Below are 13,920 nucleotides of genomic sequence, written 5' to 3'. Positions count from 1 at the left end.
TCCGCACGACCCGGTGACATGTGCCCCGCGGGGTGGACGGCGCGATCGCGGCCCGGCCAGGCGAACTAGCATGGAGGCCATGCCCGCGAACACCCCCTCGGCCCCCGAGCCCTCCGCGCTGCCCGTCCCCCGGGACGGCATCGTGGGGGAGGCCCCCTACGGCGCCCCCCAGCTCGAGGTCGCGCATGCGCTGAACGTGAACGAGAACCCCTTCGGCCCCTCGCCGGAGCTCGCCGCCGCGATCGGGAGTGCGGCCTCCGAGGCCGCGACCGGGCTGCACCGTTACCCGGACCGCGAGGCGCTGGACCTGCGCCGCGAGCTCGGCCAGTTCCTCGCCGAGGAGTCCTCCGTGCCCGCCCCGGCGGCGGAGGCCGTGTGGGCGGCGAACGGCTCGAACGAGATCATGCACCAGCTGCTGCTCGCCTACGGCGGGCCCGGCCGCACCGCGCTCGGCTTCACCCCGCACTACTCCATGTACCCCGAGTACGCACGCGACACCTACACCGCCTGGGTCACCGCCGAGCGCGGCCCCGGCCCCGACTTCGCGCTCACCGCCGAGATGGTCACCGCCGCGATCGCCGAGCACACCCCGGCGATCGTGGTGCTCACCTCGCCGAACAACCCCACCGGCACCGCGCTGGGGCTCGACGTGGTCGAGGCGGCCGCGCGCGCCCTCGCCCCGACGCGCGGGATGCTGGTGGTCGACGAGGCCTACGGCGAGTTCCGCCGCGACGGGGTGCCCAGCGCGCTCAGCCTGCTGGACGTGCACCCGAACCTCGTCGTCACCCGCACCATGTCCAAGGCCTTCGCGCTCGCCGGCGCGCGGCTCGGCTATCTCGTCGCGGACCCCGCGATCGTCGACGCCGTGCGCGTGGTGCGCCTGCCCTATCACCTCTCCGCCGTCACGCAGGCCGTGGCCCGCACCGCCCTCGCCCACCGCGAGGAGCTGCTGGGGCGCGTGGCGCTGCTGCGCTCCGAGCGCGACGCGCTCGCCGCCCATCTCGCCGGGCGCGGCCACGAGGTCGCGCCGTCCGACGCCAACTTCGTCCTCTTCCGTGCCTTCGCCGATCGCGACGACGTGTTCCAGGCCCTCCTGGAGCGCGGGGTGCTGATCCGCGCCGTGGGGCCCGCCGGCTGGCTGCGCGTCAGCGTCGGCACCCCGGAGGACAACGCCGCATTCCGCACCGCCCTCGAGGAGGCAGACCCCCGATGACCACCGCTCCCGCGCGTCCGCCGCGCACCGCCACCCTCTCCCGCACCACCCGGGAGTCCTCCGTCGAGGTCACGCTCGACGTGGACGGCACCGGCCAGGTGGACATCTCCACCACCGTGCCGTTCTTCGACCACATGCTCACGGCCCTCGGCACCCACGCCCGCTTCGACCTCACCGTGAAGGCGACGGGGGACATCGACATCGACGCCCACCACACCGTCGAGGACACCGCCATCGTGCTGGGTCAGGCCCTGCGCCAGGCGCTCGGGGACAAGAAGGGCATCGCCCGCTTCGGCGACGCGATGGTCCCGCTGGACGAGTCCCTCGCCCAGGCCGTCGTGGACCTCTCCGGCCGGCCCTACTGCGTCCACACCGGGGAGAGCGAGGCGCAGGCGCTGCACCTGATCGGCGGGCACTTCACCGGCTCGCTCACCCGGCACGTGTTCGAGTCGATCGCCCACCACGCCGCGATCTGCCTCCACATCCGCCTGCTCGCGGGCCGCGACCCGCACCACGTGGTCGAAGCGCAGTTCAAGGCGCTCGCCCGTGCGCTCCGCGCCGCCTGCGCCTACGATGACCGCGTCCTCGACGTCCCCTCGACCAAGGGAGCACTGTGAGCACCGTCGACCCCGAGGAGCCCCGCCAGGACGGGCCCGGAGACCCTGACGGCACCGGCCGTCCCGCCGATGACATCGACGCGGAGTTCGCGCGCCTCACCGAGGGGCTCACCCTCGACGACGCCCCGCTCACCGTGGAGGACGTGCTCACCGAGGACGCCGGCGAGGAGCAGGAGCCGGCCGTCGCCGTGGTCGCCACCTCCGTGGTGACCGCGAAGGCGCTCGCCGGCGTGATCCGCCTGGGGCGCGAGGCCCGCACCGACGGCATCGACATCCCCACCGGCACCCGCACCCTCGACACCGGCACCGGCGCGATCGCCGTGGGCCCGCACGCCGAGACGGCCGCACATGACCTCGCGGCGATCACCTCCGCGGCCCTGCAGCGCAACGGCATCGTGCTGTTCTGGCGCCGCGGCGACCGCATGACCGCCACCCGCTACAAGAACGGCGAGCGCGGCGAGGACATCTCGCCCGCGATCGTCCTGGGCGCGGTGGACGACGTCGTCGAGGAGCTGCTGCTGGGCGCCACCGATCTCGCCGAGCTGGGTGAGGGCCTGGACCCCTCCGCGCTCACCCGGGCGGAGGCGCTGGAGTGGATCGCCTCCGGGAAGAAGCGGAAGTGACGGCGGGATCGGCCCCGGGGGCGGACGCCGCGCAGCGCGCGCCGCGCGTGGTGGTCCTCGACCACGGCTCCGGCAACGTGCGCTCGGTGGTGCGCGCCCTCGAGGCCGCCGGCGCCGAGGTGGAGCTGACCGCGGACCGCGAGAAGGCCCTGGCCGCCGACGGCCTGGTGGTCCCGGGGGTGGGCGCCTTCGCCGCCACCGCCGCCCAGATCCGCGCCGTGGGCGGGGACCGGCTGGTGGAGCGCCGCCTCGCCGGCGGCCGCCCGGTGCTGGGGATCTGCGTGGGCCTGCAGGTCATGTTCGACACCGGCGACGAGCACGGCGAGCGGACCGACGGTCTCGCCCAGTGGCCGGGCGCCGTGACCCGCCTGCAGGCGGAGATCGTCCCCCACATGGGATGGAACACCGTCGAGGTCCCGGAGGGCTCGGCCCTCTTCGACGGCGTCGACGCCGAGCGGTTCTACTTCGTCCACTCCTACGCCGCGCGGCGCTGGGAGATGGAGGCCATCGGCCCGATGACGCCGCCGCTGGTGACCTGGGCCGAGCACGGCGGCGACCGGTTCATCGCCGCGGTCGAGAACGGCGCCCTGTGCGCCACCCAGTTCCACCCCGAGAAGTCCGGCGCGGCCGGTGCGGCGCTGCTGACCAACTGGCTGCGCACCCTGCCGCGGTACGCCCAGGAGGACGCCCCGTGATCGTGGCCTGGCTGATGCTGTTCGTGGGCGGGATGCTGATCGGCGGCTCGTGGTCGTTCTTCCGCGCCAGGAAGCCGTGGTGGTCCTCCCTGGGCCTGCTGCTGCTGGGCCTGGCCTGCTTCGGCATCTCGATCTGGCGCCTGCAGACGGGCTGAGCGCCCACCCGCCGCCCGCCCCGCAGGGCGCGGCACCCCAAGTCACCCCCGTCGGGCACCCGCCCGCACCACCGCTTCCAGGAGGCACCCCGAATGACCGCACCCGTGCTCGAGCTGCTGCCCGCCGTCGACGTGCAGGGCGGCCAGGCCGTCCGCCTCGTCCAGGGCGAGGCCGGCTCCGAGACCGCCTACGGCGCGCCGCTCGAGGCCGCGCTCACCTTCCAGGAGGGCGGCGCGAGCTGGCTGCACCTGGTGGATCTCGATGCCGCCTTCGGCCGCGGCTCCAACTCCTCGCTGCTGTCCGAGGTGGTCGCCGCCGTGGACATGAACGTGGAGCTCTCCGGCGGTATCCGCGACGACGTCTCGCTCGCCTCGGCGCTCGCCACCGGCTGCCGGCGCGTGAACCTGGGCACCGCGGCGCTGGAGAACCCGGAGTGGACCGCCGAGGTGCTCGCCGAGCACGGCGACCGCATCGCCGTGGGCCTGGACGTGCGCGGCACCACCCTCGCCGCCCGCGGCTGGACCCGTGAGGGCGGCGACCTGTGGGAGACCCTCGAGCGGCTGGACGACGCCGGCTGCCAGCGCTACGTGGTCACCGACGTCACCAAGGACGGCACCCTGCGCGGCCCCAACCTGGAGCTGCTGCGCGAGGTGTGCTCCCGCACCGACGCGAAGGTGGTCGCCTCCGGCGGCATCTCCTCGCTCGAGGACCTGCGCGCCCTGCGCGAGCTGGTGCCCGTCGGCGTCGAGGGCGCGATCGTGGGCAAGGCCCTGTACGCCCGCGCCTTCACGATGGGCGAGGCGCTCGACGTCGCGGGACGTCCATGACCTCCCCGCAGGACGATCCGGCGAGCGGGGCCCACCGGGCCCTGCCCGCCCACTTCCGCGAGAAGTCCCCGCTCACCGACACCGCCGGCGTGACCTGGGAGGGGCGCGACTACACCGTGAGCCCCTTCCCGGGGGACGACGGCACCGCCCCGGCCGAGGTCGCCGCCGCCCTGGCGGCGCACCACGCGGGGGAGGACCCCCACCGGCGCCGACTGGTCGCGGCGCTGACCACCGCGCGGGTACTGGTGCCGATCATGGCCGTGGCCACGGAGACGGGCACCACCGCGCACGGGCTCACCGGCGACAACGGCGCGGACATGGCGATGGTGTCGATCACCGCCCCGGACGGCACCTCGGTGCTGCCGCTGTTCACCTCCGTCGCGGCGCTCAGCGCCTGGCAGCAGACGGCGCGCCCGGTGCCGGTGATCGCCCCGCAGGCGGCGCAGGCCGCCGTGCAGGAGGGCTGCACCGCGCTGCTGCTCGACCCCGCCGCCCCGGCGGAGGAGGGCGGGCCGGTGCTGCTGCCCCGCTCGGTGCTGTGGGCGCTCGCCCAGGGCCGTGAATGGATCCCGCCGCACGAGGACCCGGAGGTGGCCGCGACCCTGGACAGGGTGGCGGCGCAGGCCCCCGGCGAGGTGCTCGCGCTCGAAGCCCGCGCGGGGGAGCGGGCCGAGGTGGACCTCCACCTGCGGCTGCGCCCCGGCCTCACCGCGCCCCAGGTGCGGGCGCTGGTGGAGGAGGTCTCCACCCGGCTCGGCGCCGAGCAGCTCGTGGCCGAGCGGATCAGCTCGCTGAAGCTCGTGCTCGGCTCCTGAGCCGCTCCGCGGCGGCGCAGGAGCCGTCGCTCAGGAGACGCGGCCGGTGTACTTCTCGCCCGGGGCCTCGCCCGGGGCGTCCGGGAACGGCAGCGCCTCGGCGAACGCCAGCTGCAGCGAGCGCAGGCCGTCGCGCAGCGACCGCGCGTGCTCGTTCCCGATCTCCGGCGCGGCGGCGGTGACCAGCCCCGCCAGCGCGGTGATCAGCTTCCGCGCCTCGGCGAGGTCCTGGTACTGCCCGGTCTCCTCGTCCTCCGCGAGCCCCACCTTCACCGCCGCCGCGCTCATCAGGTGCACGCAGGCGGAGGTGATGATCTCCACCGAGGAGACCTCGGCGATGTCCCGCAGCTGCTGGGCGGCGGCCTCCTCGGCCGTCTGCGCGTCGTGGGCGTGGTGCGGATCGTGCTGGTGATCGGTCATGGTTCTCCTTCGAGGGGCGCGCGCCGGGGCCGGTGCGCGGGGACTGTGTGCTCCGCGGGCGGAGCGAGGGCCGGTCAGGGCGCCAGGGGCAGGGTGCCGCTCTCGCCGAGGGACTCCAGATCGATCTCGAGCCCGGTCACCTCGGCGCCGAGGGGCACGTCGAAGACGGCGTGGAAGCTGCCGGACTCGCCCGAGGCCAGCAGATCCCGCGGGACGCTCTGGGCGCTGTAGGCGTTGGTGGCGGCGCTGTCCGCCCCGTGGGTGCCGTCGGCGGTCACCAGGGCCATGCCCTGGGGGATCTGGAGGGTGTCCGCGCTGCGGTTCTCCACCGTGAAGGCGACGATCACGAACTCGCCCTCCGGCTCGAGGGCGAGGCCGCCGCTGCCCACGGAGCGCACCCCCACCACGGTGCTCACCTCGGTGACCGTCACCTCGCCGATCTCCACGGCGCCGGGGCCCGTGGCCGTGCCGTCCTGGGAGCCGGTGGCGACGGGCGCGGCGGGCTCCGCCGCGTCGTCGAGGGCGCGGAGGGTGAGGACCCCGCCGCCGATCACCGCGGCCAGCGCCAGCGCCCCCGCCGCGGTGAGCGCGACGACGAGCGGGCCGCGGCGCCGCGCGGGGGGCTCCGCGGCGGGAGGTGCCGGCCGACGGTTCGGGCGGGCCGGCCGGGGCGGAGGCGTGGGGAACCCCTCGGGGACCGGGCGCAGCATCGCCCGCGGCGCGGTGAGGCCCGACGACGGCTGCGGCGCGTCGGCCGCGTCCGCAGCGTCCGGCACGGTCTCCGCCGGGGAGGGGCCGGACGACGGGGCCGGGGTCGAGGCGGCGCGATCGGTCTCGCCGTCGGGGGTGCCGTAGGCGTAGGCGTGGGCCGCGCCGGTGATGTCGGGGGCCGGGGTCGGTGGTGCGGGGTCGCCCGCTGCGCGCGTCCCGTCGGGGCCGTCCCCCGCGGGCGTGTGACGGTCGCCTGCCACCCGAACTCCTCGCTGCTGCTCGCTCTCGAGCGCGACGCACATCACCTGGACGGCGGGCGCTCCGGTGCTAGGATAGACGACTGGAACAGGTCGAACCCTCGTCATCCGTTCCTCAAGTGGAGTCCCTTCCCACCTTGCGGCCCCCGGCCGCCGGGTCAGTATCGCAGCCGTGCGCGAGCACGGCGAGCGGGCCGCCGTGCCCGCTCGGTGCTTCGGCGCATGCACCTTGGGGCCTCCGCATGACATGCGGGGGCCTTCGTCGTCTTCCGACTCGAACCAAGGTGAGGAGCCAACATCAGCGAACAGCGCATCAACGGTCAGATCAGGGTCCCGAAGGTCCTCCTGGTCGGGCCCGCCGGCGAGCAGGTCGGCGAGGTCCGGGTCGAGGACGCCCTGCGTCTCGCCCAGGAAGCAGATCTCGACCTGGTCGAGGTCGCCCCCGGTGCGAACCCGCCGGTCGCTCGTCTCATGGACTACGGCAAGTACAAGTACGAAGCCAACCTGAAGGCCCGTGAGTCGCGCAAGAACCAGGCGAACACGGTCCAGAAGGAAATCCGGATGGGCCTGAAGATCGACACCCACGACTACGAGACCAAGCGTCGCAACGTCGAGAAGTTCCTCGACGGCGGCGACAAGGTCAAGGTCATCATCCGCTTCCGCGGGCGTGAGCAGTCCCGCCCGGAGCGCGGTGTCAAGCTGCTGCAGCGGATGGCCGAGGATGTCGCGGACTATGGCTTCGTCGAGTCCCACCCGCGGCAGGACGGCCGCAACATGGTGATGGTCTTCGGGCCTCACAAGAAGAAGGCCCAGGCCATGGCCGAGGCCCGCAAGCGCAAGACCGATGCTGAGAAGGCTGCGGCCCGGGGCAAGGACGAGCAGTCCGCCGGCGGCGAGGCCGAGACCGGCGCCGAGTCCTGAGAAACGTCAGAAGGAGAACAGGCAGATGCCGAAGAACAAGACCCACTCGGGTACCAAGAAGCGCGTCCGCGTCACCGGCTCGGGCAAGCTCATGCGCGAGAAGGCGAACGCCCGCCACCTGCTGGAGCACAAGTCCTCCACCCGCAAGCGCCGTCTGGGCTCCGACACCGACGTGTCGAAGGCCGATGCCAAGCGCATGAAGAAGCTGCTGGGCCGCTGATCGCCCACGCGGGAGCCCAGCTCCCGCGCCCCTGAACTCACGATCGAAGGAGAATCACGTGGCACGCGTGAAGCGGGCGGTCAACGCCCAGAAGAAGCGTCGGGAAATCCTCGAGCAGGCCAGCGGCTACCGCGGCCAGCGCTCCCGCCTGTACCGCAAGGCGAAGGAGCAGGTGCTGCACTCGCAGACCTACAACTTCCGCGACCGGAAGAAGCGCAAGGGCGACTTCCGCCAGCTCTGGATCCAGCGCATCAACGCTGCGTCCCGCGCCAACGGCCTGACCTACAACCGCTTCATCCAGGGCCTGGGCCTGGCGGGTGTCGAGGTGGACCGTCGCATGCTCGCCGAGCTCGCCGTCAACGACGCGCCGGCATTCGCCGCCCTGGTCGAGGTCGCCAAGAACGCCCTCCCCAAGGACGTCAACGCCCCCGCGGCCTGACATCGCTGACATCGCAGCGATGACAGACGCGTCCGAGCGCCCGGATCAGTCCCCGCTCACCTCCCCCCGCTCCGAGCGGGTGCGGAAGGTGGCGGCGCTGACCGGGCGCTCCGCGCGTCGCAAGCAGGGGCGGTTCCGCATCGAGGGCCCGCAGGCGGTGCGTTCCCTGCTCACGCACCGTCCCGACCTGGCGCTCGAGCTCTTCCTCACCGAACGCGCCCGCGAGGCCCATCCGGAGCTGGCCTCACTGGCCGCCCGGCACCGCCTCCCGGTGCGCGAGGTCGACGAGAAGATCTTGCGCGCCCTGGTCCGGGAGAGCGGGCCCGCCGCACCGCGGAGCGCGGACGCCGACGCCGGCACCGCCCCGCCGGCCGGCGGCGCGCCGGTCACCCCGCAGGGCGCCGTCGCCGTCGGCCGCCTGCCCGCGGAGGAGCCCGCACAGGTGCCGACTGCGCTGCGCGCCCTCCCCGCCGACGGGCCGGTCACCGTGGTGGTGCTGCACGAGGTGCGGGACCCGGGCAACGTGGGCACCCTGGTGCGCACCGCGGACGCCGCCGGCGCCGATCTCGTGCTGCTGACCCGCACCAGTGCCGACCCCTACTCGCCGAAGGCCGTGCGCGCCTCCGCCGGCAGCCTGTTCCACCTCCCGGTGCTCACCGGCGCCGCGATCGAGGAGGTGCTGCCCGCCCTGCACGACGCCGCCCTCACCGCCGCCGCGACCAGCGGCTACGCCGAGGCGGAGCTGTTCACCGCGGAGCTGCCCGCGCGCCTCGCCTGGATCCTCGGCAACGAGGCCCACGGGCTCGACGACGCCACCCTCGCCGCCGCACCGCTGGCCGTGCGGATCCCGCTGGCCGGGCACGCCGAATCCCTCAACGTCCACACCGCCGCGACGGTGTGCCTGTACGAGACCCTGCGCCGCCGACGGCTCGAGGCATGACCGATCTCGCCCGGCGCACCAGCGCGCTCGCCGTCCCGCTGCTCCTGCTGCTCACCGTGGTCGCCGCCCTCACAGGGCTCGCGGCCACCGGCGCCCTCGCCCGGTCCGAGCTGGTCCCCGCCTCACCGCTGGTCACCTGGGGCCTGCCCGTGGTGCGCAGCCTCCACCACCTGGGCCTGCTGCTCGCGATCGGGGCCGGCGGCACCGTGGCGCTGCTGCTGCCGGGGCCGGGACGCCGCGAAGTGACCACCCTGGACCCGCTGCGCCGGCGCACGGCGAGGCTGGCCGCCGCGGGCGCGCTGCTGTGGGCGCTCGCCTCCCTCGCGCTGATCCCGCTGGGCGGCCTCGAGGCGACCGGCGCCGGCACCGCGCAGAACGTGTGGCAGGTGGCGCTGGCCGGCGAACTGGGCCGGATCCAGCTCAGCATCGCCGTGCTCGCCGGCCTCGCCGCCGCCTGCTACGGGCTCGCCCGCTCCACCGTGCTCGCCTGCTGGGGGCTGGCCCTGGCCGGGATCGGCGCGGCCTCGCTGGGCCTGGCCGGGCACGCCGGCGCGAGCCTGGACCACATCAACGCCGTCAACGCGATGGCGGTGCACCTGGTGGCGGTCTCCGTGTGGGCGGGCGGGCTGCTGGTGCTGTTCCTGCTCGGCCCCTGGATGACCCAGGAGCAGGCGGCGACCGCGATCCGACGCTTCTCGCCCTGGGCCCTCGCCGCCGTGGCGGCCCTCGCGCTGAGCGGTGTGCTCAGTGCGCTGATGCGGATGGACTCCTGGGGCGAGCTGGTCACCACCGGATACGGACGCCTGGTGCTGGTCAAGGCCCTCGGGCTGGTGACGCTCGCGATGCTCGGCGCGCTGCAGCGGCGGCGGCTGGGGGACAGGGTGCGGTTCCGCCACCTCGCGGCCACCGAGGGACTGGTGATGGCGCTGGTGATCGGCACGTCGGTGGCGCTGGGCCGCACCGCCCCGCCGGTCCCGCAGGACGTCCCCGCCGTGGGCGAGCTGCGGACCCTGTCCCTGGTGGGCTTCGCCCCGCCGGAGCGGCCGTTCTCCCCGAGCACGCTGTTCACCGAGTTCCAGCCGGACTGGGTCTCCCTCGCCCTGGCCGCGGTGATGGCGGGCGCCTACACCGCCGGCGTGGTGCGCCTGACCCGCCGCGGCGACGCCTGGCCGTGGCTGCGCACCGCCTGCTTCCTCGCCGGCGTGGCCGCGTTCGTGTGGGTGATGAACGGGACCGCCGCCGCCTGGGGCAAGTTCCGCTTCGACGCCCACATGATCCAGCACATGGCGATGATGATGATCGTGCCGCCGCTGTGGGTGCTGGGCGCACCGGTCACGCTGCTGTCCCGCGCGGTCGCTCCCCGCACCGACGGCTCCCGCGGGATCCGGGAATGGGTGCTGGCGGCGCTGCACTCGGGGTACTCGCGGGTGATCTCCAGCCCGCCCGTGGCAGGGCTGATCTTCGTGGGCTCGCTGATCCTGTTCTACTTCTCGCCGCTGTTCGAGATGGCGATGTACCACCACCTCGGGCACGTGCTGATGGCCGTGCACTTCCTGGCCTCCGGCTACCTGTTCGCCTGGGTGCTGATCGGGATCGACCCCGCGCCCCGACCGATCAACCCCGTGCTGAAGCTGATCACGCTGCTGGTCACTCTCGCGTTCCACGCCTTCTTCGGGGTGGCGATGGTCTCCGCGACCTGGATCGTGGCGCAGGACTGGTACCTGGAGCTGGGCATGTACTCGCTGGACCGCCTGGAGCTGATCCAGCAGCGCGGCGGCACCATCATGTGGGCGATCTCCGAGGTGCCCACCGTGGGCTACGCGATCATCGTGGCCGTGCTGTGGATGAAGTCCGAGGACCGTCGCGCCCGCCAGTTCGACCGCAAGGCGGAGCGGGACGGCGGCGCCGAGCTCGCCGCGTACAACGCGTATCTGGCGAGCCTGCGGGGCGGGGGCGGGAACGACGCCGAGGAGGCCGCAGCGACGTCGAGCGATCCCGAGGGCTCCGCGAACGACACGCCGCGCAGCGGGCCCTGAACGCGACGATCCCCGCCGCAGCCCGGGACCGGGTGCGGCGGGGATCGCGGGGGTGCGAGGGCTCAGAGCCAGTCGCCCTGCGCCGCCCGCTTCTCGGTGCCGATGGTGGTGTCCGGGCCGTGGCCGGTGTGCACCACCGTGTCCTCCGGCAGCGCGAACAGCCGCTCCCGCACGGACTCCTCGATGCTCTCCCGCGAGGAGAAGGAGCGTCCAGTCGCCCCGGGCCCGCCCTGGAACAGGGTGTCGCCGGTGAACACGGCCCCCAGCTCCTCGGAGTAGTAGCAGGTGGAGCCGGGGGAGTGGCCCGGGGTGTGCAGCGCCTCGAGGTCCACGCCGGCGATCGTGAACATGTCCCCGTCGGCCACGTCGTCGTCCCAGGGAAGATCCCCGTGGGTGAGCTGCCAGACCTCGCGGTCGGCGGGGTTGAGCAGGATCGGCGCCTCGAGCGCCTCGGAGAGTTCCGGCGCGAAGCGCACGTGGTCGTCGTGCGCGTGGGTGAGCAGGATGCCCACGCACTCGCGGTCGCCCACGAGCTCCTCGACCTTCTCGACGTCGTGCGGGGCGTCGAAAACGACGCACTGCTCGTCGTCGCCCAGCACCCACACGTTGTTCTCCACCTCGTGGGTCTCGCCGTCCAGCGAGAAGGTGCCGGAGGTCACGGCATGGTCCAGTCGCGCGGTCACTTGGCCACCTCCACCACGGTGCGCAGGATGTCGCCCTCGTGCAGCGAGGACAGCGCCGCGTCGGTGCCGGCGAGATCGGTGCGGCCGGTGACGAAGCGGTCCAGCGGCAGGCGGCCCTGCAGGAACAGGTCGATCAGGTAGGGGAAGTCCCGCTCGGGCAGGCAATCGCCGTACCAGGAGGACTTCAGCGCCCCGCCGCGGCCGAACACGTCCAGCAGCGGCAGCGTGAGCTCCACGCCCGGGCGCGGCACGCCCACCAGCACCACGCGCCCGGCGAGGTCGCGGGCGTAGAACGCGGTCTCGTAGGTCTGCGGAATGCCCACGGCGTCCACGACCACGTCCGCGCCGAACCCGCCGGTGAGCTCCTGCACCTTTTCCGCCACCTCCTGCGGGGACATCCCCGCGGTGTGCACCGTGTGGGTGGCGCCGAGGTCCTTCGCGGCGGCGAGCTTCTTCTCGTCCACGTCCAGGCCGATGATGGTGGTGGCACCGGCGAGCGTCGCGCCCGCGATCGCGGCGCAGCCCACACCGCCCAGGCCGATCACGGCGAGGGACTCGCCGCGCTGCACCTGGCCGGTGTTGAGCGAGGCGCCGATGCCGGCCATCACGCCGCAGCCCAGCAGGCCCGCGACCTCGGCCGGGGCGTCCTCGGAGACCTTCGTGCACTGGCCCTCGTGGACCAGGGTCTTCTCCGCGAAGGAGCCGATGCCGAGGGCGGCGGTGAGCGCGGTGCCGTCGGTGAGGGTCATGGGCTGCGAGGCGTTGTGGGTGTCGAAGCAGTACTGCTGCACACCCTTCTTGCAGGCGCGGCACTCGCCGCACACGGCGCGCCAGTTCAGCACCACGTAGTCGCCCACCTGCACGTGGGTGACGGACTCGCCGATCACGGAGACGCGGCCGGCGGATTCGTGGCCCAGCAGGAACGGGAACTCGTCGTTGATGCCGCCGTCGCGGTAGGCGAGGTCGGTGTGGCACACACCGGTCGCCTCGATGTCGACGACGACGTCGTGCGGCCCCGGATCGGGGATCACGATGTCGACCAGCTCGGCGGGCTGCTTCTCGGCGAGGGCGACGACGCCCTTCACGGTGGTGGGCATGAAGTGCTCCTTCAACGGTGTGTGGGACGTGACCAGCCTATCGACTCCATCGGCGGCTCGCGGCCATGCTCCTCCTACAATGGTCCGCGGTGCCCGGGCTCGAGACCGGGCCCCTCCCCACCCGACGGACGAAAGCGAACCCCGTGTCCGAGACATCACCCGCGCCCGGCGCGTCCGCGATCGACGAGCAGGCGATCACCGCCGCCGTCGACGCCGCCCTCGCCGCGATCGCCGCGGCCGCCTCCACCGACGAGCTCAAGCAGGTGCGCATCGCCCACGTCGGCGATGCGAGCGTGCTCACCGGCGCCAACCGTGCCATCAAGGACCTGCCCAAGGAGCAGAAGGCCGCCGCCGGCAAGCTCGTCGGCCAGGGCAAGGGCCGGGTGCAGAAGGAGCTCGCCGCCCGCCAGGCCGAGCTCGCCGCCGCCGAGGAGGAGGCGGCGCTGGCCGCCGAGACCGTGGACGTCACCCTCCCCGCGGACCGTCGGCCGCGCGGCGCCGCGCACCCGCTGTGGACCCTCACCGAGCGGATCGAGGACTTCTTCGTCGGGATCGGCTGGGAGATCGCCGAGGGCCCCGAGGCCGAGTCCGCCTGGCTGAACTTCGATGCGCTGAACGCGGACGAGGACCACCCCTCCCGTTCCCTGCAGGACACCCTCTACCTCGCGCCCGAGGACTCCGGGATGCTGCTGCGCACCCAGACCTCCCCGGTGCAGATCCGCGCGATGCTCGAGCGCGGCGCGCCCCTGTACGTCGCCTGCCCCGGCACCGTCTACCGGGCCGATGAGATGGACGCGACCCACTCGCCGATGTTCAACCAGGTCGAGGGCCTCGCGATCGACAAGGGCCTCACGATGGCGAACCTCGTGGGGACTCTCGACGCGCTCGCCGCGCACCTCTTCGGCGGCGCGCCGATCACCCGCCTGCGCCCCAACCACTTCCCCTTCACCGAGCCGAGCGCCGAGATGGACTTCCGCTGCTTCGCTTGCGACGCCCGCCTGGGCCTGGAGCACGACGCGGACCTGGAGTGCCGCGTCTGCGGCGGCACCGGCTGGATCGAGATGGGCGGCTGCGGCATGGTCCATCCGAACGTGCTGCGCGCCGCCGGGGTGGACCCCGAGGAGTACCAGGGCTTCGCCTTCGGCCTCGGGATCGAGCGCATCCTCATGCTGCGCAACGGCGTGGCGGACATGCGGGACATGGTGGAGGGCGACGTCCGCTTCTCCCAGCACTACGGGACGGAGATCTGA

General features: G+C 73.7%; 17 protein-coding genes. 13 read left to right on the top strand and 4 right to left on the bottom strand.

All coding sequences use genetic code 11. The features are described from left to right. The first annotated feature begins 70 nt into the window (after positions 1 to 70). From DWV08_RS08395 to DWV08_RS08365, 7 genes are all read left to right on the top strand, one after another. Positions 71 to 1,213 (top strand): histidinol-phosphate transaminase, encoded by a 1,143-nt coding sequence (locus tag DWV08_RS08395; protein ID WP_115413376.1) that lies wholly within the window; start codon positions 71 to 73, stop codon positions 1,211 to 1,213. Beyond that, positions 1,210 to 1,830, top strand: coding sequence for an imidazoleglycerol-phosphate dehydratase HisB (hisB, locus tag DWV08_RS08390; protein WP_115413375.1), 621 nt, complete (start codon positions 1,210 to 1,212; stop codon positions 1,828 to 1,830). Before DWV08_RS08395 ends, hisB begins: the two co-directional genes overlap by 4 nt. Next, the gene (locus DWV08_RS08385) at positions 1,827 to 2,453 is read left to right on the top strand and encodes a hypothetical protein (RefSeq protein WP_115413374.1); all 627 of its coding nucleotides are present in this window, start codon (positions 1,827 to 1,829) and stop codon (positions 2,451 to 2,453) included. The genes hisB and DWV08_RS08385 overlap by 4 nt, the downstream gene beginning before the upstream one ends. Then, complete coding sequence (gene hisH, locus DWV08_RS08380; protein WP_162801532.1) at positions 2,450 to 3,148, top strand: imidazole glycerol phosphate synthase subunit HisH; 699 nt, start codon at positions 2,450 to 2,452, stop codon at positions 3,146 to 3,148. Before DWV08_RS08385 ends, hisH begins: the two co-directional genes overlap by 4 nt. After that, the gene (locus DWV08_RS16890; protein WP_115413372.1) at positions 3,145 to 3,303 is read left to right on the top strand and encodes a hypothetical protein; all 159 of its coding nucleotides are present in this window, start codon (positions 3,145 to 3,147) and stop codon (positions 3,301 to 3,303) included. Before hisH ends, DWV08_RS16890 begins: the two co-directional genes overlap by 4 nt. A 93-nt stretch (positions 3,304 to 3,396) precedes the next feature. Next, complete coding sequence (gene priA, locus DWV08_RS08370) at positions 3,397 to 4,131, top strand: bifunctional 1-(5-phosphoribosyl)-5-((5-phosphoribosylamino)methylideneamino)imidazole-4-carboxamide isomerase/phosphoribosylanthranilate isomerase PriA (protein ID WP_115413371.1); 735 nt, start codon at positions 3,397 to 3,399, stop codon at positions 4,129 to 4,131. Continuing rightward, a complete protein-coding gene (locus DWV08_RS08365) occupies positions 4,128 to 4,946 on the top strand; it encodes an SseB family protein (protein WP_115413370.1) in 819 nt (272 codons plus the stop codon). Before priA ends, DWV08_RS08365 begins: the two co-directional genes overlap by 4 nt. A 30-nt stretch (positions 4,947 to 4,976) precedes the next feature. Here DWV08_RS08365 and DWV08_RS08360 read toward each other — a convergent pair whose 3' ends face one another. Both DWV08_RS08360 and DWV08_RS08355 read right to left on the bottom strand, forming a co-directional pair. Beyond that, positions 4,977 to 5,366: a DUF1844 domain-containing protein gene (locus DWV08_RS08360; RefSeq protein WP_115413369.1), complete on the bottom strand. Its 390-nt coding sequence runs from the start codon at positions 5,364 to 5,366 to the stop codon at positions 4,977 to 4,979. 74 nt (positions 5,367 to 5,440) lie between these two features. After that, positions 5,441 to 6,337: a DUF4352 domain-containing protein gene (locus tag DWV08_RS08355; protein ID WP_115413368.1), complete on the bottom strand. Its 897-nt coding sequence runs from the start codon at positions 6,335 to 6,337 to the stop codon at positions 5,441 to 5,443. A 294-nt stretch (positions 6,338 to 6,631) separates the two neighbouring features. Between DWV08_RS08355 and infC the strand changes: the two genes are divergently transcribed. The 5 genes from infC to DWV08_RS08330 are packed head-to-tail and all read left to right on the top strand — an operon-like array spanning position 6,632 to position 10,890. Next, on the top strand, positions 6,632 to 7,255 hold the full coding sequence (infC, locus tag DWV08_RS08350; protein ID WP_115413367.1) for a translation initiation factor IF-3: 624 nt from the start codon (positions 6,632 to 6,634) through the stop codon (positions 7,253 to 7,255). A gap of 25 nt (positions 7,256 to 7,280) precedes the next feature. Then, positions 7,281 to 7,475 (top strand): 50S ribosomal protein L35, encoded by a 195-nt coding sequence (gene rpmI / locus DWV08_RS08345; RefSeq protein WP_010550143.1) that lies wholly within the window; start codon positions 7,281 to 7,283, stop codon positions 7,473 to 7,475. Positions 7,476 to 7,533: 58 nt separating this feature from the next. After that, positions 7,534 to 7,914, top strand: a complete 381-nt coding sequence (gene rplT / locus DWV08_RS08340) for a 50S ribosomal protein L20 (RefSeq protein ID WP_115413366.1) — start codon at positions 7,534 to 7,536, stop codon at positions 7,912 to 7,914. A gap of 19 nt (positions 7,915 to 7,933) precedes the next feature. Continuing rightward, positions 7,934 to 8,854 (top strand): TrmH family RNA methyltransferase, encoded by a 921-nt coding sequence (locus tag DWV08_RS08335; RefSeq protein ID WP_115413365.1) that lies wholly within the window; start codon positions 7,934 to 7,936, stop codon positions 8,852 to 8,854. Next, positions 8,851 to 10,890, top strand: coding sequence for a bifunctional copper resistance protein CopD/cytochrome c oxidase assembly protein (locus tag DWV08_RS08330; protein WP_115413364.1), 2,040 nt, complete (start codon positions 8,851 to 8,853; stop codon positions 10,888 to 10,890). Before DWV08_RS08335 ends, DWV08_RS08330 begins: the two co-directional genes overlap by 4 nt. Before the next feature lie 62 nt (positions 10,891 to 10,952). On the opposite strand, the gene DWV08_RS08325 is transcribed toward DWV08_RS08330, so the two are convergent. Together DWV08_RS08325 and DWV08_RS08320 are read right to left on the bottom strand one after the other, a co-directional pair. Then, positions 10,953 to 11,573 (bottom strand): MBL fold metallo-hydrolase, encoded by a 621-nt coding sequence (locus tag DWV08_RS08325; protein WP_115413363.1) that lies wholly within the window; start codon positions 11,571 to 11,573, stop codon positions 10,953 to 10,955. Next, the gene (locus tag DWV08_RS08320) at positions 11,570 to 12,670 is read right to left on the bottom strand and encodes an S-(hydroxymethyl)mycothiol dehydrogenase (RefSeq protein ID WP_115413362.1); all 1,101 of its coding nucleotides are present in this window, start codon (positions 12,668 to 12,670) and stop codon (positions 11,570 to 11,572) included. The genes DWV08_RS08325 and DWV08_RS08320 overlap by 4 nt, the downstream gene beginning before the upstream one ends. 143 nt (positions 12,671 to 12,813) lie before the next feature. On the opposite strand from DWV08_RS08320, the gene DWV08_RS08315 reads away from it, so the two are divergent. After that, positions 12,814 to 13,920, top strand: a complete 1,107-nt coding sequence (locus DWV08_RS08315; RefSeq protein ID WP_115413361.1) for a phenylalanine--tRNA ligase subunit alpha — start codon at positions 12,814 to 12,816, stop codon at positions 13,918 to 13,920.

Source organism: Brachybacterium saurashtrense, assembly GCF_003355475.1.
Lineage (GTDB): Bacteria > Actinomycetota > Actinomycetes > Actinomycetales > Dermabacteraceae > Brachybacterium > Brachybacterium saurashtrense.
Note: the sequence above shows the minus strand (reverse complement) of the source record. Positions and strands in the feature narration are given on the sequence as shown.

Bases quoted from the DNA above. Each gene is read 5' to 3' on its own strand.
- DWV08_RS08395 (WP_115413376.1), top strand. From the start codon at position 71: ATGGAGGCCATGCCCGCGAACACCCCCTCGGCCCCCGAGCCCTCCGCG.
- hisB (WP_115413375.1), top strand. From the start codon at position 1,210: ATGACCACCGCTCCCGCGCGTCCGCCGCGCACCGCCACCCTCTCCCGC.
- priA (WP_115413371.1), top strand. From the start codon at position 3,397: ATGACCGCACCCGTGCTCGAGCTGCTGCCCGCCGTCGACGTGCAGGGC.
- DWV08_RS08365 (WP_115413370.1), top strand. From the start codon at position 4,128: ATGACCTCCCCGCAGGACGATCCGGCGAGCGGGGCCCACCGGGCCCTG.
- DWV08_RS08360 (WP_115413369.1), bottom strand. From the start codon at position 5,366: ATGACCGATCACCAGCACGATCCGCACCACGCCCACGACGCGCAGACG.
- rpmI (WP_010550143.1), top strand. From the start codon at position 7,281: ATGCCGAAGAACAAGACCCACTCGGGTACCAAGAAGCGCGTCCGCGTC.
- DWV08_RS08335 (WP_115413365.1), top strand. From the start codon at position 7,934: ATGACAGACGCGTCCGAGCGCCCGGATCAGTCCCCGCTCACCTCCCCC.
- DWV08_RS08330 (WP_115413364.1), top strand. From the start codon at position 8,851: ATGACCGATCTCGCCCGGCGCACCAGCGCGCTCGCCGTCCCGCTGCTC.
- DWV08_RS08320 (WP_115413362.1), bottom strand. From the start codon at position 12,670: ATGCCCACCACCGTGAAGGGCGTCGTCGCCCTCGCCGAGAAGCAGCCC.